The sequence below is a fragment of the Niveispirillum sp. GW835-FHT14G11 genome (assembly GCF_058793615.1).
Window position 1 is genome coordinate 134,962 of sequence record NZ_JBXAFZ010000006.1, and the last position, 20,018, is coordinate 154,979.

Here is a 20,018-nt window from a genome sequence, read left to right on the forward strand (position 1 = left end):
CTGCACTATTCATCATGAGTGCCAGGAAAATCAATCACCAGTCGGTGCTTAAACCTGATGCAGATACAATTGGTAGTCGATGTCTGGCACCATCCCCGCCACGCGCAGCAATTCCGCCTGTTTGATCGCCAGAAACGCGCGGTGCAGGTCGGGCCCCAGCGCCCCTTTCAGGAAGTCCGACCCCTGTGCCTGGGTGATGGCGGCGCGCCAGTCGGCGGGCATGGTGCGGGCGAACGGCGTTTCCTGGGTGAAACCCTGATAGTCTGCCGCCGGGCCGGGATCGATGCCTTGGGCGATGCCATGGCGGATGCCGGCAAGCACCGTCGCCGCCACCAGATAGGGATTGGCATCAACGCCGGCTGGCCGGTGTTCCAGCCGCCGGGCCGCGACCGGCCCCGCCGGCACCCGCAGCGCCACCGACCGGTCATTGATGCCCCAGGTCGGCTGCACCGGCGCATAAAGCTTGGCCACGAAACGCCGCCAGGAATTCGCATGCGGCGCGAAGGCCAGCATGCCGTCACCCATGGTTGCCGCCAGCCCGCCGATGGCGTAGCGCAGCAGCGCGGTGGGCAACGCCGCCCCGTCGGCTTCCGCGAACAGGTTGCACCCCTGCCCGTCATTCAGGGAAACATGCAGATGCATCCCCGATCCCGCCTGTCCGGCCAGCGGCTTGGCCATGAAACAGGCCACCATGCCGTGCCGGCGCGCCAGCGCCCGCACCAGCCGCTTCAGCATCACCAGATCGTCGGCCGCGCGCAGCAGATCGGTGCGGTAATGCAGGGTCAGCTCATACTGCCCCGGCGCATATTCGGAAATCAGGGTTTCCAGCGGCAGGCCCTGCGCCTTGGCAGCATCATAGACCGGCCCGAAGAAGGGCTGCATCCCGTCCAGATCGTCCAGCCCGTAGACCTGCACCTGCCCATGCCGCCGCCCGTCCAGCGCCATGGATGCCGGCCTTGGCTTGCCATCGGCACCGGGCGTTGCATCCAGCAGATAGAATTCCAGCTCGAACGCGCCGGCCGGATAGCGCCCGTCGGCCGCCAGCGCCGCCAACTGTGCCGCCAGCGCGTGGCGCGGGTCCGCACCATGGGGCGTGCCGTCCAGATGGTAGAGGCTGACCAGCACCTGGGCGCGGGCCGGGCTGGTCCAGGGCAGGGGGACCAGGGTGCCGGGCACCGGCCAGGCCCGCAGATCGGCATCACCCACCGACCAGACCAGCCCCGTTTCCTCCACATCCTCCCCCGTCACATCCAGCCCAAGGATGGAGGAGGGGAGGTGGCGGCCCTGCTTATAAAGCCCCTCCAGCTCATGCCGGCGGATGATCTTGCCGCGTCCGATGCCATTGGCGTCGGTCAGGACGATATCCACGGCCTCCACGTCCGGATGGGCGGCCAGGAAGGCTTCCGCCTCCGCCCAGGGGGCGATCTGCACCTTCATGCCGCGACCTTCCCTTTGGCCAATATCCCCGCCACCTCGGCGAATGCCGCCACCAGCGCATCGACCTGCGCCATGGTCGTGGCCGGACAGACCAGCATCATATTGTGGAAGGGCGCAATCAGGATGCCGCGGTTCAGCAGGGCCAGATGGATGGCCTGTTCCAGCGGCCCGGCATGCGCCGCCTCCGCCTCACTGCCATTGCGCAGCGGGCCGGGCGCGCAGATGAACTCCACCCTGGCCCCCACCCGCACCACATGCCAGTCCAGCCCCTGGGCGGCGATGGCGTCGCCCAGCCCCGCCGCCAGCCGCCCGGCCAGCGCCTCCATATGGGCATAGGCGTCCGCTGTCATCACCCGCTCCAGCGTTGCCCGCATGCAGGCCAGCGCCAGGGCATTGGCCGACAGGGTGGTGCCCATGCCGGAATGGCCCGCCGGGGTCGCCGCCCGCACCGCGTCCAGCCGCCGCGCCACATTGTCGGTGAAGCCCCAGACACTGGCCGCCACCCCGCCGGCCACCGGCTTGCCCAGCACGAACAGGTCAGGCTCCAGCCCGTGCGCCCCGCAATAGCCGGCGGGGCCGGTGGAGATCGTATGCGTTTCGTCGATCAGCAGCAGCGTGCCCGTATCCCGCGTCACCCGGCGCAGGGCGTCGTGGAAACCCGGATCGGGCAGCACCATGCAGCAATTGGTCAACACCGGTTCGGTAATCACGCACGCCACCTGCCCGTCGGCCAGGGCTGCCTCCAGTGCCGGGATATCGTTGAACTCCACGACGCGCGTATCTGCCGTCAGGTCGGTGACCTGGCCCAGCAGGCCCGGCCGGTTGGCGGGTACGCCATTGACCAGCCGCACGAAGGTTTCGTCCACTGTGCCGTGATAGCAGCCATTGAAGACCAGGATCTTGGCCCGGCCCGTCACCGCGCGGGCCACGCGCAGGGCGAAGCGGTTGGCATCGGTGGCCGTGGTCGCCACCTGCCAGTGCGGCAGCTCGAACCGTTCGGCCAGCAGCCTGCCCACGGCCAGCGCATCCTCGGTGGGCAGCATATAGGTCAGCCCCTTGCCCGCCTGCGCCACCAGCGCGTCGCGCACAGGGGCGGGGGAATGGCCGAACATCGAACCGGTATCGCCCAGGCAGAAATCGGCCAGCACATGGCCGTCGCTGTCGGTCAGGGTCGATCCTTGGGCCGACGTGACCAGCAGGGGGAAGGGCATGGGCCAATCCCGCATCCAATGCATGGGCACGCCCTGATAATAACCGGGCAGGCCAGCGCCGACGCGGGCCCTGGTGTCGGGATGGGTATCGATGAAGCGCTGCCGCTCCAGTGCCGTTAAAGCCTGGATCGTGGCGGCCGCGATGCCGCCGGAACCGTCCCTCATGCAAGCGCTCCCGTAACCCCGACAGTCCGCCAACTGTCGGGGCGTCGCGGGGGACGCGTCAAGGGGCAGGGTGAAACCGCCGTCGGATGGCGGCGCCCGGCACCGGCAGAAACGGCCGAGAAATCAGTGCGGAAACCAGATCCCGACCACGCGGTGCAGCCTGTCCAGGTCATCCATGGACAATTCCACTCGTTTCTTCGACAGGGTCAGGCCATAGATCACGCCCTCGTCATCCTGGCGGACATAGAAGGCCAGGGGCGCGAAATCCATGCGGTTGATCACCAGGTCGCCGACATTGGCCGGCGTGTTGGGGTTGACCAGCAGCGTGGCGCCGATGCCGATGGCCGGCATGTTCGACAGGTCATGCACCGTCACGGCATAGGCACCCTGGACGCCGCGCATTTGCGGCGGGCGGGCGACGATGCCGGCGGCTTTGGCCTCCACGCCTTCGCGCGCCAGGTCGCGGCCCTCATATACAGGCAGTTCCGCGTCAGCCTTGCTCTCGCTCAGCATGGAGCGCAGCGGGCTGGCCGGGGATAGCATCTCGGTGGGGCCGACGCCGAAGATCTTGGCCAGCCGGATCACATGGTCGGGCCGAAAAGGCCTGACACCGTTCTCCAGCTTGGAGATCTCGCTTTTCGACAGGCCAGCGGACGTCGCCAACGCCGCCAGACTCATGCCCCGCGCGGTCCGCATCATGCGCAGATGGACGCCGTCATGATGTTGCACTTGTGGATGTCTCCCCTGACAGACTTCCAAGGAAACATACATCAGCAACGTTTCCCGGAAAGGTCGCGGGATTAGTCCAAACGGATAGGTTGGTTTTTAGGAAAATCCCCGCGTTGTCAGGTAATCTCCATCGAAAGCGGGCGGCCGGCACATGAACCTCTCCCAGCATTCCTGAAATGCCCCTATATTCAAGGCGCCAAGGCAGGAAGGTGTGATTTGACCCAGGTGGTGTACCCATTCATCCAGGCGGCAACGGGCGACGGACCGGCGATCGAGCTGGAAACCAGCGGCTACAAGCTGTCCTATGGCCTCAACCGTCGTGCCGGAAAGCCGGAACTGACGCTGATTCCCGCCATCGGCGCTGGCCACCGCGCCGTGCACAGCAATTATATCGAGCTGGATGATGGGGGGGCAGTGGCCGGCCACCCATCCATCACGCCAGAGGTCGCGGCCTTCATTTTCCAGAATTTCGATCAGCGCGGCCATACGGAGTCGTTCACCATCCATGCCCGCGACTTGGCCAGTGGCCAGGCTTCCGTGGCCCTGACGGCACCCCGGCCGGAGGATGTGCGCCACCAGCTGGGCACGACGGAGAAAAGCTTCACGGCCACCGGTGCCAAGTTGGCGGCGCATTGGCCGATTTTCAACAAGCTGCGCGACACGGGCTTTTCGTCGATCATCCGCGCCACGATGACGAACAGCCAAGTCTGCGCCTCGCGCTGTCATTTCTGTTCGACCATCGCCCGCAACAAGAAGGACAGCATCACGCTGGACGAGGCCAAGCGTTTCGTCACCACCCTCTATGAGGACCAGGCTGCCTTCAACCGGGAGAAGTTCCCCACCTATAATGAGGAATATCGCCGCCTGCATGGCTGTGACATCCGGCTGCGCGGTCTGATCCTGTCGGGTGGCGGGCAGCCGAACCTGTGGCCGCATTTCGTGGAATTCGTGCGCTGGCTGGCTGAACGCGAGATTGACCTGGGGCTGATCACCAACGGCTTTCCGCAATCGATCCCCGATGAAATCTATACCCATTTCAAATGGGTGCGCATTTCCGTGACCCCGCCGGAGGCATCGGCCTTCTATCCCGGCGGCTTGTTCGAGAAGCAATATATCCCCGATGTGCTGAAGCATAATCCGGCCGTCACCGTGGGCCTGTCCTATGTCGACGGGCCCTGGTCGGGCGACGGCATCCTGGCACGCCTGGACAAGGCCGCCGTGGAGAACGGGTTTGAATATGTGCGCGTGCTGACCGATTGCAATCTGGGCCGCTCGGCACAGTTGCTGGCCCACCATCATCTGGCGGAAAAGCTGTTCCGCGCCGGGCTGGTGGATGAAAAGGGCATCGCGACCTCACGCACCTTCCAGCAGCTGAAATATCATGGCACGGAGGGGGAGGCGCTGGACCTGTGGAGCGAGGGGCAATGCTTCCTGCAATCCTACAACGTCTTCTGGGATACGACCGGCCACGATGATAATGGCTATTCCTATTGCTATCCCTGCGACAGCGTCACCGTGCTGACGGAGGAGGGGCCGAAGGATGCGGCCAACAGCTCCGAACGGCGCTTCAATGCCTCCAAATGGGGCACGGTGCGCAATGATCAGGTCGAAAAACTGTATGTGGACCCGCTGCAGCCCTATTTCGACCCACGCGAGATTTGCCATGCCTGCCTTTTCATGCGCAACAATGCCACCGTGAAGGCCTTGAAGAATACCAGCGATTATAGTTCGATCCGAGTGCCGCAGGACCTGCAGCACCAGAACTTCCCTTGAAAGATGGGCACCATGCACAAGCCTGATAATAATTATGGGAAAATGGCTGATACCACGGGCGCGTATGACGAGGATTATTTTGAACGCGGTGTCGTTGTCGGCAAATCAGGATATATGAATTATCGCTGGATGCCGGAAATGACCATCCGCATGGCGCATTTCATGATCCAGAATCTGGGTCTGAAATCGGGGCAGCGGGTGCTGGATTTCGGCTGCGCCAAGGGTTTCCTGGTCAAGGCCCTGCGCCTGCTCGACATCGACGCGGAGGGTATCGATGTTTCCGACTATGCGATCAGCATGGTGGACACCGAACTGCGCGGCCATTGCCGGTTGATCCGCGATGTCGATGACGACCGCTGCTTCGTAGGGCGGTACGAGATGATGATCGCCAAGGATGTGTTCGAACATCTGACGGAGGCGCAGATCCGCACCTTGCTGGCGCATGCCAAGGGCCGCTGCGCCCGTGTCTTCGCCGCGATCCCGCTGGCGGGTGACAATGATTCCGGCAGTTTCATCGTGCCGGAATATAACAAGGACATTACCCACATCACGGCCAAGACCTTCGATTGGTGGCGTGACCTGTTCATCGATTGCGGATGGGCGATCGAGGAAGAGTCCTATACCTGTCACGGTATCAAGGAAAACTGGACACGCTATTGGCCGGACGGCAACGGCTTCTTCACCCTCAAGGCCCGCTGAGGCGGACCGGCACGCCGCCGTTGGTTCTATTGTCCTGTTTCAAGGTACGATGGATGTCTGAAGGGAAAGCAAGGAGCCTGATCCTGGGCGATGCGGCGCAGGTTCTGGCGGGGCTCATTGCCGCTGCTGTGCCCGACCGGTCCGCCATCATGGATGCCGGCGGCAATGTCGGCGCGGTGGCCGATCTGCTGCCCGCCACGGGAACCGGGGCCCGCGTCGTGCTGGCCCTGGGCCTGGCGGAGCGGGTGGCGCCCGAACAGGCGGATTTGCTGCTGAACCAGTTATGCGACGGGGCCACCCACATCGTCTTCGCAGCCTCCGCCCCCGGTCAGGATGGCGACCGGCTGGTGAATTGCCAATGGCCGTCCCATTGGGTGCAGGCCTTTGCCGCCCGCGGTTTCGCGGCCCAGGACATTCTGCGCCGCACCGTGTGGGATGATGAGCGGTTTCCCATCTGGTGCCGGCAGAACCTGCTGCTGTTTGTGCGCGGGGACACGGCCACTTCCGCCTTCCCTTCCCATTTCGATCTGGTGCATCCGCACATGTTCCGCCAGGCCGAGGCAAAGGCAGAAGCGTTGGCGCGCGAGAACCAGCGGCGTCTGGGCATGGGGGCGAACCATCGCCCGGACGGCGTCTCCCCGGGGCAGGCCGGTTGGTGCCATACCGTGATGAACCAGGAAACCCGGCGGCTGATGCAGACGCTGGATTATGCGAACCTTGCCTGCCTGGAAGTGTCAGGCAATGCCTGGCAGAAATTTGGATTCAAGGAATATTCGGTCGCCGGTTTCCCGGAATTCGACATCACCCGGCATGTGGCCCGCCGCGCGGATGGCCAGGGTTTCGACGTGATCATCGCCGAACAGGTCCTCAACCATGTGCCCACCCCCTGGCTGGGGATCACCACGATGCGCGAAGGGCTCAATCCTGGCGGCTATCTGCTGGTCACCACGCCCCTGTTCGTCCGCCTTGATCCCCATCGGCATGACTACACGCGCTGGACGCAATCAGGCCTGCGCAACCTGTTCGAATATGCCGGTTTCGCACCGGAAAACGTGGTCACCGGTTCCTGGGGAAACCGTGCCGACATGGATGCCGGGTTGGTCGGCCCCGTCCACCCGGCGGAAACGGATGATATCGTGATCCATTTACGGGATAAAGAGCCCGATATGCCCATCATGGTATGGGCGTTTGCGCGCAAATGACCGGCAGCAGTTGCATCGAGGGGTTAATTTGATGGCCAAGTTCGAGTTGTTCTACATCAATCTCGACAGCGCCCCGGACCGCCGGGAGACGCTGGAGGCCAGCTATGCCAAGGCCGGCTTTTCGGATAATTGGACGCTGAACCGCTTCGCTGCCTTCAGCAAGGACAGTCCCGAGGTGCTGTCCAACGCGGGCAAGCAGAGCGGGCCCTACAAGGGCAACTATATCAGCCATTATGAATGCGTGATGCGGCAGTCCAGCAGCGACGCCCATATCATGGTCTGTGAGGATGATTGCGATTTCGCACCCGGATGTGGCGATTATATCGAGCAGCTGGTCGATAAACTGCCCCCCGACAAGTGGGATATTCTGCTGACCGAGGTCACCCTGCTCAGCGGTTATGAAGTGCCGGTATTCCTGAAGCTCAAGGAACTGCAATGTCAAAACCAGCTGCGGCTGATCAATCTGGAGAATTTCAATTATGCCTTCACGGGATCGACATCCTATATCGTGAACAAGGCGTCGCGGCATAAATTCGCGGAGGTCTTCGCCGATCAGCGGGCCGTCATCGATTTCCCCTTCGACATCTGCCTGCGGGCTTGCCTCTATCACAAGCAGTTGCTGGGGCTTCTGATCTTTCCCTTCATCACCGCCCCGTCCCGCCATGCAGACCTCAGTCAGGCCCCCTATCTGCGCCTGAGCGGCGACGCGCAGACCATACATCAGTTCCATATGGAGGCACTGAACTGTACCCGCCGCATGCTGTCGATCCATTATGATCCGGAGAATGCGATCAACCAGTGGTTCCTGGATGTCACCGACAATCATATATATGCGCCGGATATGCGGGTCGCCCGCAATGTCGTCTATTGGCTGCAGCTTCTGCAGCACAAAGCCTATTACAATGAGTTCACGCATATTCCCGTCATGGATGTCGGCCTGGAATTGCCCGCCCCGGTCGAGAAGCCGGACTGACGCCGCGACCCGGCATGGGATTTGGCGCACATCCGTTTGTGCCAAACCGCGCCTTGCCGTGCGCCGGCCCCCGTGCCACCTTCCTGGCCAATAACCCGAGGGAGGATCCATTGGTCGAGAAGCTGTACCATTTCATCGGCGGCGCCCGTGTAGAGGGCAAGTCCGGCCGTTACGCCCCCGTCTTCACGCCGATGACGGGTGAGATTTCCGCCGAGGTGCCGCTGGCCAGCACGGTCGAACTGGCCGCAGCCGTGGCCAATGCCAAGGCCGCCCAGCCCCTTTGGGCCGCCACCAATCCGCAGAAGCGCGCCCGCGTGCTGATGAAGTTCCTGGAACTGCTGGCCCGCGATTTCGAAAAGATCGCATGCAAGCTGGCCTTGGAACATGGCAAGACCCTGCCCGACGCGCGTGGCGATATCCAGCGCGGGCTGGAAGTGGTGGAATTCGCCATCGGCATCCCGCACCTGCTGAAGGGCGAGTATACGGAAGGGGCCGGCCCCGGCATCGACATGTATTCGATGCGCCAGCCGCTGGGTGTTGTGGCCGGCATCACGCCGTTCAACTTCCCCGCCATGATCCCGATGTGGAAGTTCGCCCCGGCCATCGCCTGTGGCAATGCCTTCATCCTGAAGCCGTCGGAGCGTGATCCCTCGGTGCCGCTGATGCTGGCCGAACTGATGTATGAGGCGGGCCTGCCCAAGGGCATCCTGAATGTCGTCAACGGCGACAAAGAGGTGGTCGATGCCATTCTGGACCATCCCGACATCAAGGCCATCGGCTTTGTCGGCTCCACCCCCATCGGCGAATATATCTTCACCCGCGGCACGGCCAACGGCAAGCGCGTGCAGGCCTTCGGTGGTGCGAAGAACCACGCCCTGATCATGCCCGATGCCGATCTGGACATGGTGGCCGACGCGTTGATCGGCGCTGGCTACGGCTCGGCCGGCGAACGCTGCATGGCCATCTCCGTCGCCGTGCCGGTGGGGGAGAAGACGGCCGACGCCCTGGTCGAACGCTTGGCCCCGCGCGTCCGTTCGCTGAAGGTCGGCCCCTCCACGGATGAGAAGGCCGATTTCGGCCCGGTGGTGACGAAGCAGCATCTGGAAAAGGTGAAGTCCTACGTCGATATCGGCATCGCGGAAGGGGCCGAACTGGTGGTCGATGGCCGCGAGATCAGCCTGCAGGGCTATGAGGGTGGCTATTATGTCGGCGGCGTGCTGTTCGACCGCGTGACGCCGGCCATGCGCATCTACAAGGAGGAGATTTTCGGCCCCGTCCTGTCGATCGTGCGCGCCCCGGACTATGAGACCGCGCTGGCCCTGCCCAGCGACCATGAATATGGCAATGGCGTCGCCATCTTCACCCGCGACGGCGATACGGCGCGCGATTTCGCGGCCCGCGTCGATGTCGGCATGGTCGGCATCAATGTGCCGATCCCGGTGCCGCTGGCCTATTACACGTTCGGTGGCTGGAAGCGGTCGGGCTTCGGTGACCTGAACCAGCATGGGCCGGACAGCATCCGCTTCTACACCAAGACCAAGACGGTAACGTCGCGCTGGCCGTCGGGCATCCGCTCGGGCGCCAGCTTCGTCATTCCGACCATGGGGTGATCGCGGGTTTCCTGCTCCGCAAAATTCCGCCTTCCCGGCCTTCGCGGGGAAGGCGGTGAAGATGATGTAAATGGGGCGTGCCCCCCTCCCTCTCGACAGGATCGCCCCGTGGATTTCGATCTTTCCGAAGACCAGCGCGCCATCCAGGATCTGGCCCGCGGTTTCGCGGCCGAGCATATGGCGCCGTTCGCCGGCGAATGGGACGAGCATCACATCTTCCCCGTCGACACGCTGCGCAAGGCGGCGGAGCTGGGCTTTGCCGGCATCTATTGTTCGGAAGCCCAGGGCGGCACCGGCCTGGGCCGGCTGGACGCGTCCATCCTGTTTGAGGAATTGTCGGCCGCCTGTCCCTCCACGGCCGCATATCTCTCCATCCACAACATGGCCGCCTGGATGATCGACACGTTCGGTGACGATGCCCAGAAGGCCCGCTGGCTGCCCGACCTGTTCTCCATGGCGACCTTCGCCAGCTATTGCCTGACCGAACCGGGGGCCGGCTCCGACGCCGCCTCCCTTCGCACCAAGGCGGAGCGCGATGGCGACCATTATGTCCTGAACGGGTCCAAGGCCTTCATCTCCGGCGGCGGGGCGTCGGACATCTATGTGGTGATGGTCCGCACCGGTGGCCCCGGCCCCAAGGGCATCTCCTGCCTGGTGGTGGAAAAGGGCACGCCCGGCCTGTCCTTCGGCAAGCCGGAAAAGAAAATGGGCTGGAACAGCCAGCCCACCGCCCAGGTCATCTTTGAAGATTGCCGCGTCCCCGTTGCCAACCGCCTGGGGCAAGAGGGTGACGGGTTCAAGATCGCCATGAAGGGCCTGGATGGCGGCCGCCTCAACATCGCCTCCTGCTCCCTGGGCGGCGCGCGGGCCTGCCTGGAGGCCGCCCGCGCCCACATGGATGTCCGCCAGCAGTTCGGAAAGAAACTGAACGATTTCCAGGCCTTGCAGTTCAAGTTCGCCGACATGGCGACAGAGCTGGAGGCCGCGCGCCTGATGGTCCATCGCGGGGCCACCGCCTTGGATCGCGGCCATCCCGACGCCACCCTCTACTGCGCCATGGCCAAGCGCTTTGCCACCGATGCCGGTTTCACCGTCGCCAATGATGCGCTGCAACTTCATGGCGGTTATGGTTACATCCGGGAATATCCGGTGGAACGCATCCTGCGGGATCTGCGCGTCCACCAGATATTGGAGGGCACCAACGAGATCATGCGCGTGATCATCGCCCGCCGGCTGCTGGCGGGTGCATAAGACAGGTAGGGGAAAATGACCGAGACCTATGAAAACATCCTGGTGGAAACCAAGGGCGCCGTCGGCATCATCCGGCTGAACCGGCCCAAGGCCCTGAACGCGCTTTCCGACGGTCTGGTGACCGACATGGAGAAGGCGCTGAACATTTTCGAGGATGATGCGTCGATCAGCGTCATCGTCGTCACCGGCTCGGAAAAAGCCTTCGCGGCCGGTGCCGACATCAAGGAGATGATGGGCTTCACCTATATGGATGCCTATCTGAACGACTTCATCACCAAGAAATGGGGCCGCCTGGCCACCTGCCGCAAGCCGACCATCGCCGCCGTCGCCGGCTATGCCCTGGGGGGCGGCTGTGAGCTGGCCATGATGGCCGATTTCATCATCGCCGCCGATAATGCCAAGTTCGGCCAGCCGGAGATCACCATCGGCACCATCCCCGGTGCGGGCGGCACCCAGCGCCTGACCCGCGCTATCGGCAAGGCCAAGGCCATGGAAATGTGCCTGACCGGCCGAATGATGGATGCTGTAGAGGCCGAGCGTTCCGGTCTGGTGGCCCGCATCGTGCCGCTGGCCGACCTGATGGACGAGACGCTGAAGACGGCGGAAAAGATCGCCAGCTTCTCCCGCCCCGCCACCATGATGGCCAAGGAGGCGGTGAACCGCTCGTTCGAGGCGACGCTGACCGAGGGTCTGCTGTTCGAACGCCGGGTGTTCCATTCCACCTTCGCCCTGGCCGACCAGAAGGAAGGCATGGCCGCCTTCGCGGAGAAGCGGCCGCCCAGTTTCACGGGCAAGTGAGCGGATCGGACGGGGGCGGAAACAGAGAATGTTTCCGCCCCATTGCTTTTGTAACGGTTGCCAGGGCACTACCGACCGATTATTTATTGCGACGCAAAATAAATGAAACTGGAGGATCACGCCCATGAGCGCCTTGAATGAAGTGGTCATCGTCGCCGGTACCCGCACCGCCATTGGCGGTTTCGGTGGCAGCCTGAAGGACCTGTCCCCGGCGGAGCTGGGCACCCTGGTCATCAAGGAGGCCGTCAGCCGCGCCGGCATCGCGCCCGCCGACGTGCAGCATGTGGTGATGGGCCAGGTGATCCCCAGTGGGCCGCAAGACGCCTATCTGGCGCGTGTGGCGGCCGTGGAGGCTGGCATCCCCGTGGCCACCCCCGCCCTGACGCTGAACCGGCTCTGCGGTTCCGGCGTGCAGGCCATCATCTCGGCCGCGCAGATGATCACGCTGGGTGAATGCGCCGTGGCCGTGGCTGGCGGTGCGGAGAGCATGAGCCGGTCACCGCATATCATGCCGTCGGTGCGCTGGGGCCAGCGCATGGGCGACGCCGCCGTCATCGACGCGCTGGTCACCGCCCTGACCGACCCGTTCCACAAGATCCATATGGGCATCACGGCCGAAAATATCGCCGCCCGCCACGAGATCGACCGCGCCACCCAGGACGCGCTGGCCCTGGAAAGCCATCGCCGCGCCGCCCGCGCGACCGTGGAGGGCCGGTTCAAGTCGCAGATCCTGCCCGTGGAAGTGAAGGTCAAGGGCGGCACCAAGCTGTTCGACACCGATGAGCATTTCCGCCCCGACGCGACTGAGGCCGATTTCGCCAAGCTGAAGCCCGCCTTCAAGAAGGATGGTTCCGTCACCGCCGGCAACGCCTCAGGCGTCAATGACGGTGCCGCCGCCGTCGTCCTGATGTCGGCGGCCGAGGCCGAAAAGCGCGGGGCCAAGCCGATGGCCCGTATCATCAGCTGGGGCCATGCCGGGGTGGAGCCGGAGGTGATGGGCCTGGGTCCCATCCATGCCGTGCCCATCGCCCTGGAACGTGCCGGCCTGACCGTGGCCGACATGGACGTGATCGAGAGCAACGAGGCGTTTGCCGCCCAGGCCTGTGCCGTGGCCAAGGAACTGGGTTTCCCCGCCGACAAGGTCAACCCCAACGGTTCCGGCGTCTCCCTGGGCCATCCGGTGGGCGCCACGGGTGCCATCATCACCGTCAAGGCGCTGTATGAACTGGAGCGTATCGGCGGCCGCTATGGTCTGATCACCATGTGCATCGGTGGCGGCCAGGGCATCGCCATGGTCATCGAACGGCTGTAAGCACCTGCCAAATCCGGTTACGATCGGCCCGCCCACCGGAATGGTGCGGCGGGCCGATTCATTCCGGCCAACCAATAATCAAGATAAAGGTTGGATTCATGCGCATACGTAACATTCTGGTGGCGCTGGCCGTCACCCTGACCTTGCCGGCCGCTGCTGCGTCGGCCGATGATTTCCTGGCCCGGCTCACCGCGCTGTGCGGCCAGGCGTTCGAGGGCAGGATCGTCGCCAATACCGCCCCCAACGCCGCCAACGACCCGTTCGCCGGCAAGGTGCTGACCATGCATGTGCGTGAATGCAGCAAGGATCAGGTGAAGATCCCCTTCCATGTCGGTGACGACCGGTCGCGCACCTGGATCATCACCCGCACGGCCGCCGGCTTGCGCCTGAAGCACGATCACCGGCACAAGGACGGGACGGAGGATGCGGTGACCCAGTATGGCGGCGACACCGCTGCCCCAGGCATGGCGGAGCGGCAGGAATTCCCCGTCGATGCCTTTTCACAGGCGATGTTCACCCAGCAGAAGCTGCCGCCCGGCGCACAGCAGAATGTCTGGGCCATGGAGGTGAAGCCGGGCACGGAATTCACCTATGAATTGTCGCGTCCCGACCGGCTGTTCCGCGTCAGCTTCGACCTGACCAGACCGGTGACGCCGCCGCCGGCGCCGTGGGGGCACGAGTGAGGCTTTGCAGCCGGCAGGGAACGCGCTAGGAAAGGCCATCAAGCAAAAAGGGAAAGCCCCCCATGGCCCGCGTCACCGTCATCGGCTCCATCAATTACGACATCCTGTCCACCATGGTCCGTGCGCCCAAGGCCGGGGAGACGGTGAACGGGGAGACGGTGCAGCTGATGCCCGGTGGCAAGGGCCTGAACCAGGCGGTGGCGGCCGTGCAGCAGGGGGTGCCCGTGCGTTTCGTGGGCAAGGTCGGGCGCGACATGTTCGGCGACCGCATCCTGGATTTCTTTGCCGAAAAGGGCATCGATGCCACCCATGTCGGCCGGTCAGAGACGGAGGCGACGGGATCGGCGCTGATCCTGGTAGATGCGACGGCGGAAAACCGCATCGTCGTCATTCCCGCCGCCAACAAGCATATCGTGCCGGCCGATGCCGACGGCTTGGTCCTCGACCCCGGCGATCTGCTGGTCAGCCAGTTCGAGGTGCCGCGCGCCACCATCGCCGCCTTGTTCGCCCAGGGAAGGGCCGCCGGTGCGCGCACCCTGCTGAACGCCGCCCCGGCCCTGGATGACGCGCCAGACAGCCTGTGGACCGATACCGACATCCTGGTGGTGAACGAGACGGAGCTGGGTCATTTCGCCGGCATGGACCTGTCGGGCGATGCCGAGGTGCCGACCGTGGTCGCGGCGGCCCGCCGCCTGCTGCGCCGTCCGGGCCAGACCATCATCGCCACCCTGGGCGTGCGCGGCGCCCTGGCCGTCACCGATACCGACGAAACACTGGTGCCTGGCCGCAAGGTCGCGGCGGTGGACACGACGGGGGCGGGGGATTGCTTCGTGGGCAGCCTGGCGGCCCGGCTGGCGGCGGGGGATGATCTGGCCACGGCCATGCGCTATGCCAATGTCGCGGCCTCCATCGCCTGCACCCGCATCGGTACCGGCACCGCCATGCCCGTCGCAGACGAGGTAACGGCCGCTCTCTGACGCGAAATAGCTTGGGAATCCCGGTGTTGCTTGGCTAATCTACAAATCTTGATCCATCCAGGAGGACCGGGCCATGAGCGACACCTATGTCACGCTCAAGATCCGTGAGGCGTTGAAGGCGGCCCAGGGCAGCCGCAGCCAGGCGCAGCGCGTGCTGATCGCCTGGGCGCTGGATGACGAGCAATTGCTGCGCGGCCTGTGCAAGCCCTTCCTGAAGGCCATCGCCGGCAGTGCCGTGGACCGCGTGGCCCGTGGCGGGTCCATCACCACGGCCGCGCCGGCCCCCGGCCAGGGCGTGGTCAAATCCGGCCGGCCCAGCACGGGGCCGAAGAAATTGTCGCCACAGATGCTGGACGCCATCATCTCGCGCATGGGGGCCGGTGGTGGTGGTGCCGGTGGGGCGGCGGGCGATGACGGTCATGAACAGGCCGACAACCTGAAGGCCCTGGCCGCCGCCTTCATGCAGCGCAAGAAGCCGTGATGAGGCGGGCTCTGGCCCTGGCGGCGGCCCTGGCGCTGCTGCCCCTGATGCCGGCCGCCGCCCAGCAGGCCGAGGCCAAGGCCACGGCCCTGGCGGCCAATTGCAAGCCGACCAAGCTGGAAGTGCTGAAGCAGGTCACCGGCCGCATGGCGGAGATCACCTACAAGATTGGCTGCGGCAACCTGAAGGACGGATTCGTGGTCATCCAGTGCCGCGACCGCACCTGCACCGTGATGCGGTGATTACAGGTCAGGTCGGGGCAATCTCAAGCCACCTGGCTTTCCATCAGCGCCGCCGCCACCAGTTCATGCCGGTGATCCTCCAGATATGTCGCCACGGCGCGATAGATGGCCAGACCCATGCCCTCCACGAATCGTTCGCCCGGCGTACGGTGGGCGGTGGTGCCCTCCAGCTCCAGGGTCACGATCATGTGGCGATAGTCGCTGATCCGGTCGCCGATGATGCGGTCCAGATGGCGCGGCGGCAGCAGATGGCCGAAGCTCAGAATGAACATCAGGTCGGAACGCAGCTTGTCCGCTGATGGGACCTTGATCAGCGACTGATACAGCGCGTGCCGGCCCGAGGGCGTGATGCGGTACAGTTTCTTGTCCGGACGGCCATCGCCATTGTGCGGCAGCATGGTGATCTGCCCGTCATCCAGCAGCCGCTTCAGCGCCGGATAGATGGAACCGAAGCCGGCGTCGCTGAAATGGCTGAGCGGCCCTTCCTCGAATTCTTTACGAATTTCATAGCCGGAGGCATCGCCCCGACTCAACACACCAAGGCACAAGGTCTTAACGTCAATCATCACACACCTGTCTGACAATTCCGGCACGATAGAGATTGCCACGACATAGTCAAGTGATGCATCGAATCGATATATGTCAATCCGTTAATCATTAATCGAGGCGTAATAGATGCACGGAGATGGTGACGCAAAACTGTCGTTCGGCATCGGCTTCGGCCGCGAGATCCGTCTTGATCCGGTCGTGCAAGGCCGCCTGCTCCGCCGGCGACAGGGGGGCCAGCAGCGGGTTGAAGGCCATTTCCAGGGTTGGCCGCCAGAAGGGCTGGTCCAGGCGGGCCGCATGGCGCAGCACCAGCGGCTCATGCCGGACGGCCCTGAAGCCGGCCGTCCGCGCCATCATCATCAGTTCCGCCGGATCGGCGAAGCGGAACAGCGGGGACAGGACCGCCGTCACCTTGCGGCCATACTGCCCCTCCAGGCACCGGCCCAGCCGGTCGAAAAGGCTGTTATGGTGGCGCGGACCCCAGACCGCCAGGACCGCCGCCCCGCCGGGGCGCAGCACCCGCCGCATCTCCGCCAGTGCCAGGGCCACATCTGGCACGAACATCACCCCGAAGCGGCAGAGCACGCGGTCGAAACCCGCCGTGGCGAAGGGCAGGGCGGTCATGTCGGCCGCCACGGCCAGGGGCGGGTGGTCCAAGACCGCTGCCCGCCGCGCGAGGCCCGCCAGCATGGCGGGCACCAGGTCGCAGGCCACCACCAGGCCATCACCTTGCAGCCGCCGGGCCTGGCTCAGCGCCGGCTCGCCCACACCCGCCGCCAGGTCCAGCACACGCTGGCCGGGTGCGGCCGCGGCAAGATCAAGGAGGGGGCGATTGATGCGGTCGGCAGGATTGGCCATTCCGTCCGCCCAGCGGTCCCACGCAGAGGCGCTGTCGGTCCAACGCTGGGATTCATCAACGTCGCTGGTTCCGATCATGCCCGATCCACTGTCCTTCATTAAGGTTTTATTTACTTCGCGCTATCGGGGAAGATAGTGGGGTTACGTGCGGATGAATGGTCATGTTAACGTTGTATAAATATCAACAGATATTCACGACTGCACACTGGATTTCTGCGAACTTATGCTTTGGGTGAGGTTGTCCGGCCTTGATTTCACCGGACGGATCGCGATAGCTGTGACAGATGGTTCTCTACGAACCTCTGCTGCCCGGGCCCTGTTGAGCCGATGTCCAAGCCATCCAACGGTAAATATTATCGCTTTGACGGGTTGTCCGTGCTGGTCGCGGATGACAACCGCTTCGTGCGCTCCATCATGGTGACGATCTTCAAGGCACTTGGCATCGGCAAAGTGTTGCAGGCCGACAATGGCGAGGAGGCGATGGCCATCCTGGACGTGTCGGCCCAGATGGACAGCGTCGCCGGCCGCGATGTCGACATCGTCTTCGCCGATCACCTGATGGAACCGATGGACGGCATCGGCCTGCTGAAATGGGTGCGCGAGCATGAAAGCGACAAGATTCGCTTTCTGCCCGTGGTGATGATGAGCGGGGAGGCGGATGAGGCCGCCGTGCGCTTGGCGCGTGACAGCGGCGTCACCGAATATCTGGCCAAGCCGATGTCGGTGATCAATGTGGCCAGCCGGCTGCTGTCCATCATCGACAAGCCGCGGTCCTTTGTGCGGGCGCCGAACTATTTCGGTCCCGACCGCCGGCGCCAGACCCTGCCCCATGAGGGTTCCGACCGCCGCCTGATGAGCCCGGAAGATGTGCGCGTCGTGGACGAGGGCGCGCATATGGTTATCGACAGCCAGACCGGATCAGGAGAGAATCAGGTTGAATCTGTCGATGGAGAAGCCGATGTTGCGGTGGAAGCCGACGCGCGGCTGGCGGCAAGCGCATGAACGACAATTTGAAGCCGGAGGCCCGAGTGTCGGGCGTTGAGATTATCAAGCGGCCCAACAAGCTGCGGGAGAAGGTTGGCGGTTCCGCCGATGGCAAGCCGGGCATGATCGACCCGGCGGCGCTGGCGCGCGCCAGCACGCATGTCTCGCGTATGTCGGACGCCCATATCGCCCAGACGCGCGTCGATCTGACAGATCTGCAGGAAGCCTATCGCCGCGCCATGACGGATGCGGAGAATCGCCCCGCCCACCTGAAGCGCGTGATCAAGATCAGTGACGGTATCATGACACTGGGCAAGACCTTCGGGTATGACCTGCTGTCGGACTTCGCCAATTCGCTGAACCATTTCCTGGTGCCGCTGGCCACGCCGTCGGTGGCCCAGCTGGCCGTGGTTGGCTTGCATATCGATGCCATGCATGTGCTGGTCCGCGACGATATCAAGGGCGATGGCGGAGAGATCGGACAGGCTCTTTCCGTGTCGTTGAACATGGCCCGGGCCAAGCTGGGCGCCCGCCGTCCGGCGTGACCGGGCCGCCATCCCGGCGCGGGACTCCCTTTTCTGTGCAATTTGCATTTTTACGACGTTTCTTTCCGAACGGGTTATGGTTTTTGTCTAGGCATAACGCCTGATCGTGTTAAAAGGCGGTCATTAAAAACGCTCTATTTCACGCGTTCGACGGCCCGGAATCGATGGAGATGGCGTTGCGTCAACCCTATTACGACAGCATCCTGCTTATCGAGAGGCTGCATCGTCACTTCCTGGAAGTCCTCAAGATCGAACTCGACCGTCTTGGCATGCAGGACATCAACAATGTCCAGAGCCTCATCCTCTACAATATCGGCGATGACGAACTGACGGTCGGGGAGCTGACGGCGCGGGGCTATTATCTGGGCTCCAACGTTTCCTACAATGTGAAGAAGATGCATGAGAACGGTTACCTGACCCAGGAACGTTCCACGCATGACCGCCGGTCGGTGCGCGTGCGCCTCTCCGACAAGGGGCTGAAGCTGCGCGATCGCATTTCGGAACTGTTCGCCCGCCAGGTGGAGTCGCTGGACAGGTCCGGCCTGTCGGCAGAGGAATTGTCCCGCGCCAATGAGACGATGCGCACGCTGGAGCGGTTCTGGACTTCGTCGCTGTCCTACGGCGCCTATGCGCCGTCCAGCCTGGGCTGACGCGGGAGCGGCACCATGGGGCGGCCGCCGCTCAATGAACGCGACGTGCTGATCGAATTCCATGCGGTCGGCAATATTGTGCGCGTCAGCGCCATCGACCCCGTGACCAATACGGAAGTCGTCATCCAGGGGCCGGCCAGTGCCGGCAAGCCCGTGCTGGCCCGTAATGCGCTGGCCAAGCTCAACTATGTGTTGCGCAAGACGTCGTCATAGGCTGCGTTCGGCCCTGCCCGGACCGCGCCCTGTCAACACATGAAGGCCGGCGATGGCCGACCCGGGGAGGGAATGAAGCGGCACCCGATCAGTCGGGATCAAATGCCGCCTGTGATTTGAATCCATTTACCCACGACGTCGGGTGGTACGGGTGTCGCCCCGGCCCAGACCGATCTTCTTGGCGAATTCCGACCGTTGTGCCGCGTAATTGGGGGCCACCATCGGATAGTCGGGCGGCAGGCCCCACTTGGCCCGATACTCGTCGGGCGACATGTTGTAGGTGGAGCGCAGATGCCGCTTCAGCATCTTCAGCTTCTTACCGTCTTCCAGGCAGACGATATGTTCCGGCGTCACCGACTTCTTGATCGGCACGGCCGGACGGGCCGGCTCGGTCGACATTTCCACCGGTGCGCCCTGCAGCCCGGTCAGCGTCGCATGGACGACATTGATCACGTCGGGCAATTGCTGCGCCGCGAGCGTGTTCTGCCCCACATAAGCGGAAACAATCTCTGCCGTCATGCGTAGCAGATCGCCCGCCAGTATCTCATTGCCCTGCTGTTCCATCGCTCCCAACGCTCTTGAACGGTTAACCAACAACGAATGGACGCTTCGCACGAGGACAATTCCCTGTCAATGCAGAACAGAACGTGTCTGTATGTTTTTTACTTGGTTATAT

Annotated in this window: 22 protein-coding genes; 16 read left to right on the forward strand and 6 right to left on the reverse strand. The window is 63.7% G+C overall.

Annotated elements, in window-relative coordinates; translation table 11 throughout:
* Window positions 1-48: 48 nt before the first annotated feature.
* From AC1Q7F_RS12935 to AC1Q7F_RS12945, 3 genes are all read right to left on the reverse strand, one after another.
* Window positions 49-1,437 (reverse strand): glutamine synthetase family protein, encoded by a 1,389-nt coding sequence (locus AC1Q7F_RS12935; protein WP_492507386.1) that lies wholly within the window; start codon window positions 1,435-1,437, stop codon window positions 49-51.
* The gene (locus AC1Q7F_RS12940) at window positions 1,434-2,813 is read right to left on the reverse strand and encodes an aspartate aminotransferase family protein (RefSeq protein ID WP_492507388.1); all 1,380 of its coding nucleotides are present in this window, start codon (window positions 2,811-2,813) and stop codon (window positions 1,434-1,436) included. Before AC1Q7F_RS12940 ends, AC1Q7F_RS12935 begins: the two co-directional genes overlap by 4 nt.
* A gap of 123 nt (window positions 2,814-2,936) precedes the next feature.
* Entirely contained in the window at window positions 2,937-3,542 is a 606-nt protein-coding gene (locus AC1Q7F_RS12945) for a helix-turn-helix domain-containing protein (protein ID WP_492507390.1), read from the reverse strand.
* A 216-nt stretch (window positions 3,543-3,758) separates the two neighbouring features.
* Between AC1Q7F_RS12945 and AC1Q7F_RS12950 the strand changes: the two genes are divergently transcribed.
* The 12 genes from AC1Q7F_RS12950 to AC1Q7F_RS13005 all read left to right on the forward strand — a co-directional run bounded on the left by AC1Q7F_RS12950 (window position 3,759) and on the right by AC1Q7F_RS13005 (window position 15,543).
* Complete coding sequence (locus AC1Q7F_RS12950; RefSeq protein WP_492507392.1) at window positions 3,759-5,315, forward strand: hypothetical protein; 1,557 nt, start codon at window positions 3,759-3,761, stop codon at window positions 5,313-5,315.
* 42 nt (window positions 5,316-5,357) lie between these two features.
* Window positions 5,358-6,014, forward strand: a complete 657-nt coding sequence (locus tag AC1Q7F_RS12955; RefSeq protein WP_492507394.1) for an SAM-dependent methyltransferase — start codon at window positions 5,358-5,360, stop codon at window positions 6,012-6,014.
* A 53-nt stretch (window positions 6,015-6,067) separates the two neighbouring features.
* Window positions 6,068-7,216, forward strand: coding sequence for a class I SAM-dependent methyltransferase (locus AC1Q7F_RS12960; protein WP_492507395.1), 1,149 nt, complete (start codon window positions 6,068-6,070; stop codon window positions 7,214-7,216).
* Window positions 7,217-7,247: 31 nt separating this feature from the next.
* Entirely contained in the window at window positions 7,248-8,189 is a 942-nt protein-coding gene (locus AC1Q7F_RS12965; protein WP_492507397.1) for a glycosyltransferase family 25 protein, read from the forward strand.
* Between the two features lie 110 nt (window positions 8,190-8,299).
* Entirely contained in the window at window positions 8,300-9,799 is a 1,500-nt protein-coding gene (locus tag AC1Q7F_RS12970) for a CoA-acylating methylmalonate-semialdehyde dehydrogenase (protein ID WP_492507399.1), read from the forward strand.
* Between the two features lie 108 nt (window positions 9,800-9,907).
* Window positions 9,908-11,050 carry an isobutyryl-CoA dehydrogenase gene (locus AC1Q7F_RS12975; RefSeq protein WP_492507401.1) on the forward strand — a complete coding sequence of 381 codons (1,143 nt, stop codon included), beginning with the start codon at window positions 9,908-9,910 and terminating at the stop codon, window positions 11,048-11,050.
* 15 nt (window positions 11,051-11,065) lie between these two features.
* Window positions 11,066-11,848 (forward strand): enoyl-CoA hydratase, encoded by a 783-nt coding sequence (locus AC1Q7F_RS12980; protein ID WP_492507403.1) that lies wholly within the window; start codon window positions 11,066-11,068, stop codon window positions 11,846-11,848.
* 124 nt (window positions 11,849-11,972) lie between these two features.
* Entirely contained in the window at window positions 11,973-13,160 is a 1,188-nt protein-coding gene (bktB, locus tag AC1Q7F_RS12985; RefSeq protein WP_492507405.1) for a beta-ketothiolase BktB, read from the forward strand.
* 98 nt (window positions 13,161-13,258) lie between these two features.
* A complete protein-coding gene (locus tag AC1Q7F_RS12990; protein ID WP_492507407.1) occupies window positions 13,259-13,843 on the forward strand; it encodes a hypothetical protein in 585 nt (194 codons plus the stop codon).
* 62 nt (window positions 13,844-13,905) lie between these two features.
* Window positions 13,906-14,820, forward strand: coding sequence for a ribokinase (locus tag AC1Q7F_RS12995; RefSeq protein WP_492507409.1), 915 nt, complete (start codon window positions 13,906-13,908; stop codon window positions 14,818-14,820).
* 73 nt (window positions 14,821-14,893) lie between these two features.
* Window positions 14,894-15,301: a hypothetical protein gene (locus tag AC1Q7F_RS13000; RefSeq protein ID WP_492507411.1), complete on the forward strand. Its 408-nt coding sequence runs from the start codon at window positions 14,894-14,896 to the stop codon at window positions 15,299-15,301.
* A complete protein-coding gene (locus AC1Q7F_RS13005; protein WP_492507413.1) occupies window positions 15,301-15,543 on the forward strand; it encodes a hypothetical protein in 243 nt (80 codons plus the stop codon). Before AC1Q7F_RS13000 ends, AC1Q7F_RS13005 begins: the two co-directional genes overlap by 1 nt.
* Before the next feature lie 23 nt (window positions 15,544-15,566).
* Here AC1Q7F_RS13005 and AC1Q7F_RS13010 read toward each other — a convergent pair whose 3' ends face one another.
* On the reverse strand, window positions 15,567-16,109 hold the full coding sequence (locus AC1Q7F_RS13010) for a PadR family transcriptional regulator (protein WP_492507415.1): 543 nt from the start codon (window positions 16,107-16,109) through the stop codon (window positions 15,567-15,569).
* 91 nt (window positions 16,110-16,200) lie between these two features.
* Window positions 16,201-17,028, reverse strand: a complete 828-nt coding sequence (locus AC1Q7F_RS13015) for a class I SAM-dependent methyltransferase (protein WP_492507417.1) — start codon at window positions 17,026-17,028, stop codon at window positions 16,201-16,203.
* Window positions 17,029-17,277: 249 nt separating this feature from the next.
* Here AC1Q7F_RS13015 and AC1Q7F_RS13020 point away from each other — a divergent pair, with 249 nt between their 5' ends.
* The 4 genes from AC1Q7F_RS13020 (at window position 17,278) to AC1Q7F_RS13035 (ending at window position 19,342) form a co-directional block, all read left to right on the forward strand.
* Complete coding sequence (locus AC1Q7F_RS13020) at window positions 17,278-17,952, forward strand: response regulator (protein ID WP_492507419.1); 675 nt, start codon at window positions 17,278-17,280, stop codon at window positions 17,950-17,952.
* Window positions 17,949-18,479: a hypothetical protein gene (locus tag AC1Q7F_RS13025; RefSeq protein ID WP_492507421.1), complete on the forward strand. Its 531-nt coding sequence runs from the start codon at window positions 17,949-17,951 to the stop codon at window positions 18,477-18,479. The genes AC1Q7F_RS13020 and AC1Q7F_RS13025 overlap by 4 nt, the downstream gene beginning before the upstream one ends.
* A 164-nt stretch (window positions 18,480-18,643) precedes the next feature.
* On the forward strand, window positions 18,644-19,129 hold the full coding sequence (locus AC1Q7F_RS13030; protein WP_492507423.1) for a MarR family winged helix-turn-helix transcriptional regulator: 486 nt from the start codon (window positions 18,644-18,646) through the stop codon (window positions 19,127-19,129).
* A gap of 15 nt (window positions 19,130-19,144) precedes the next feature.
* Window positions 19,145-19,342 (forward strand): DUF6898 family protein, encoded by a 198-nt coding sequence (locus AC1Q7F_RS13035; protein ID WP_492507425.1) that lies wholly within the window; start codon window positions 19,145-19,147, stop codon window positions 19,340-19,342.
* Between the two features lie 126 nt (window positions 19,343-19,468).
* Here AC1Q7F_RS13035 and AC1Q7F_RS13040 read toward each other — a convergent pair whose 3' ends face one another.
* On the reverse strand, window positions 19,469-19,906 hold the full coding sequence (locus AC1Q7F_RS13040) for a Ros/MucR family transcriptional regulator (RefSeq protein ID WP_492507427.1): 438 nt from the start codon (window positions 19,904-19,906) through the stop codon (window positions 19,469-19,471).
* Between the last annotated feature and the right edge of the window lie 112 nt (window positions 19,907-20,018).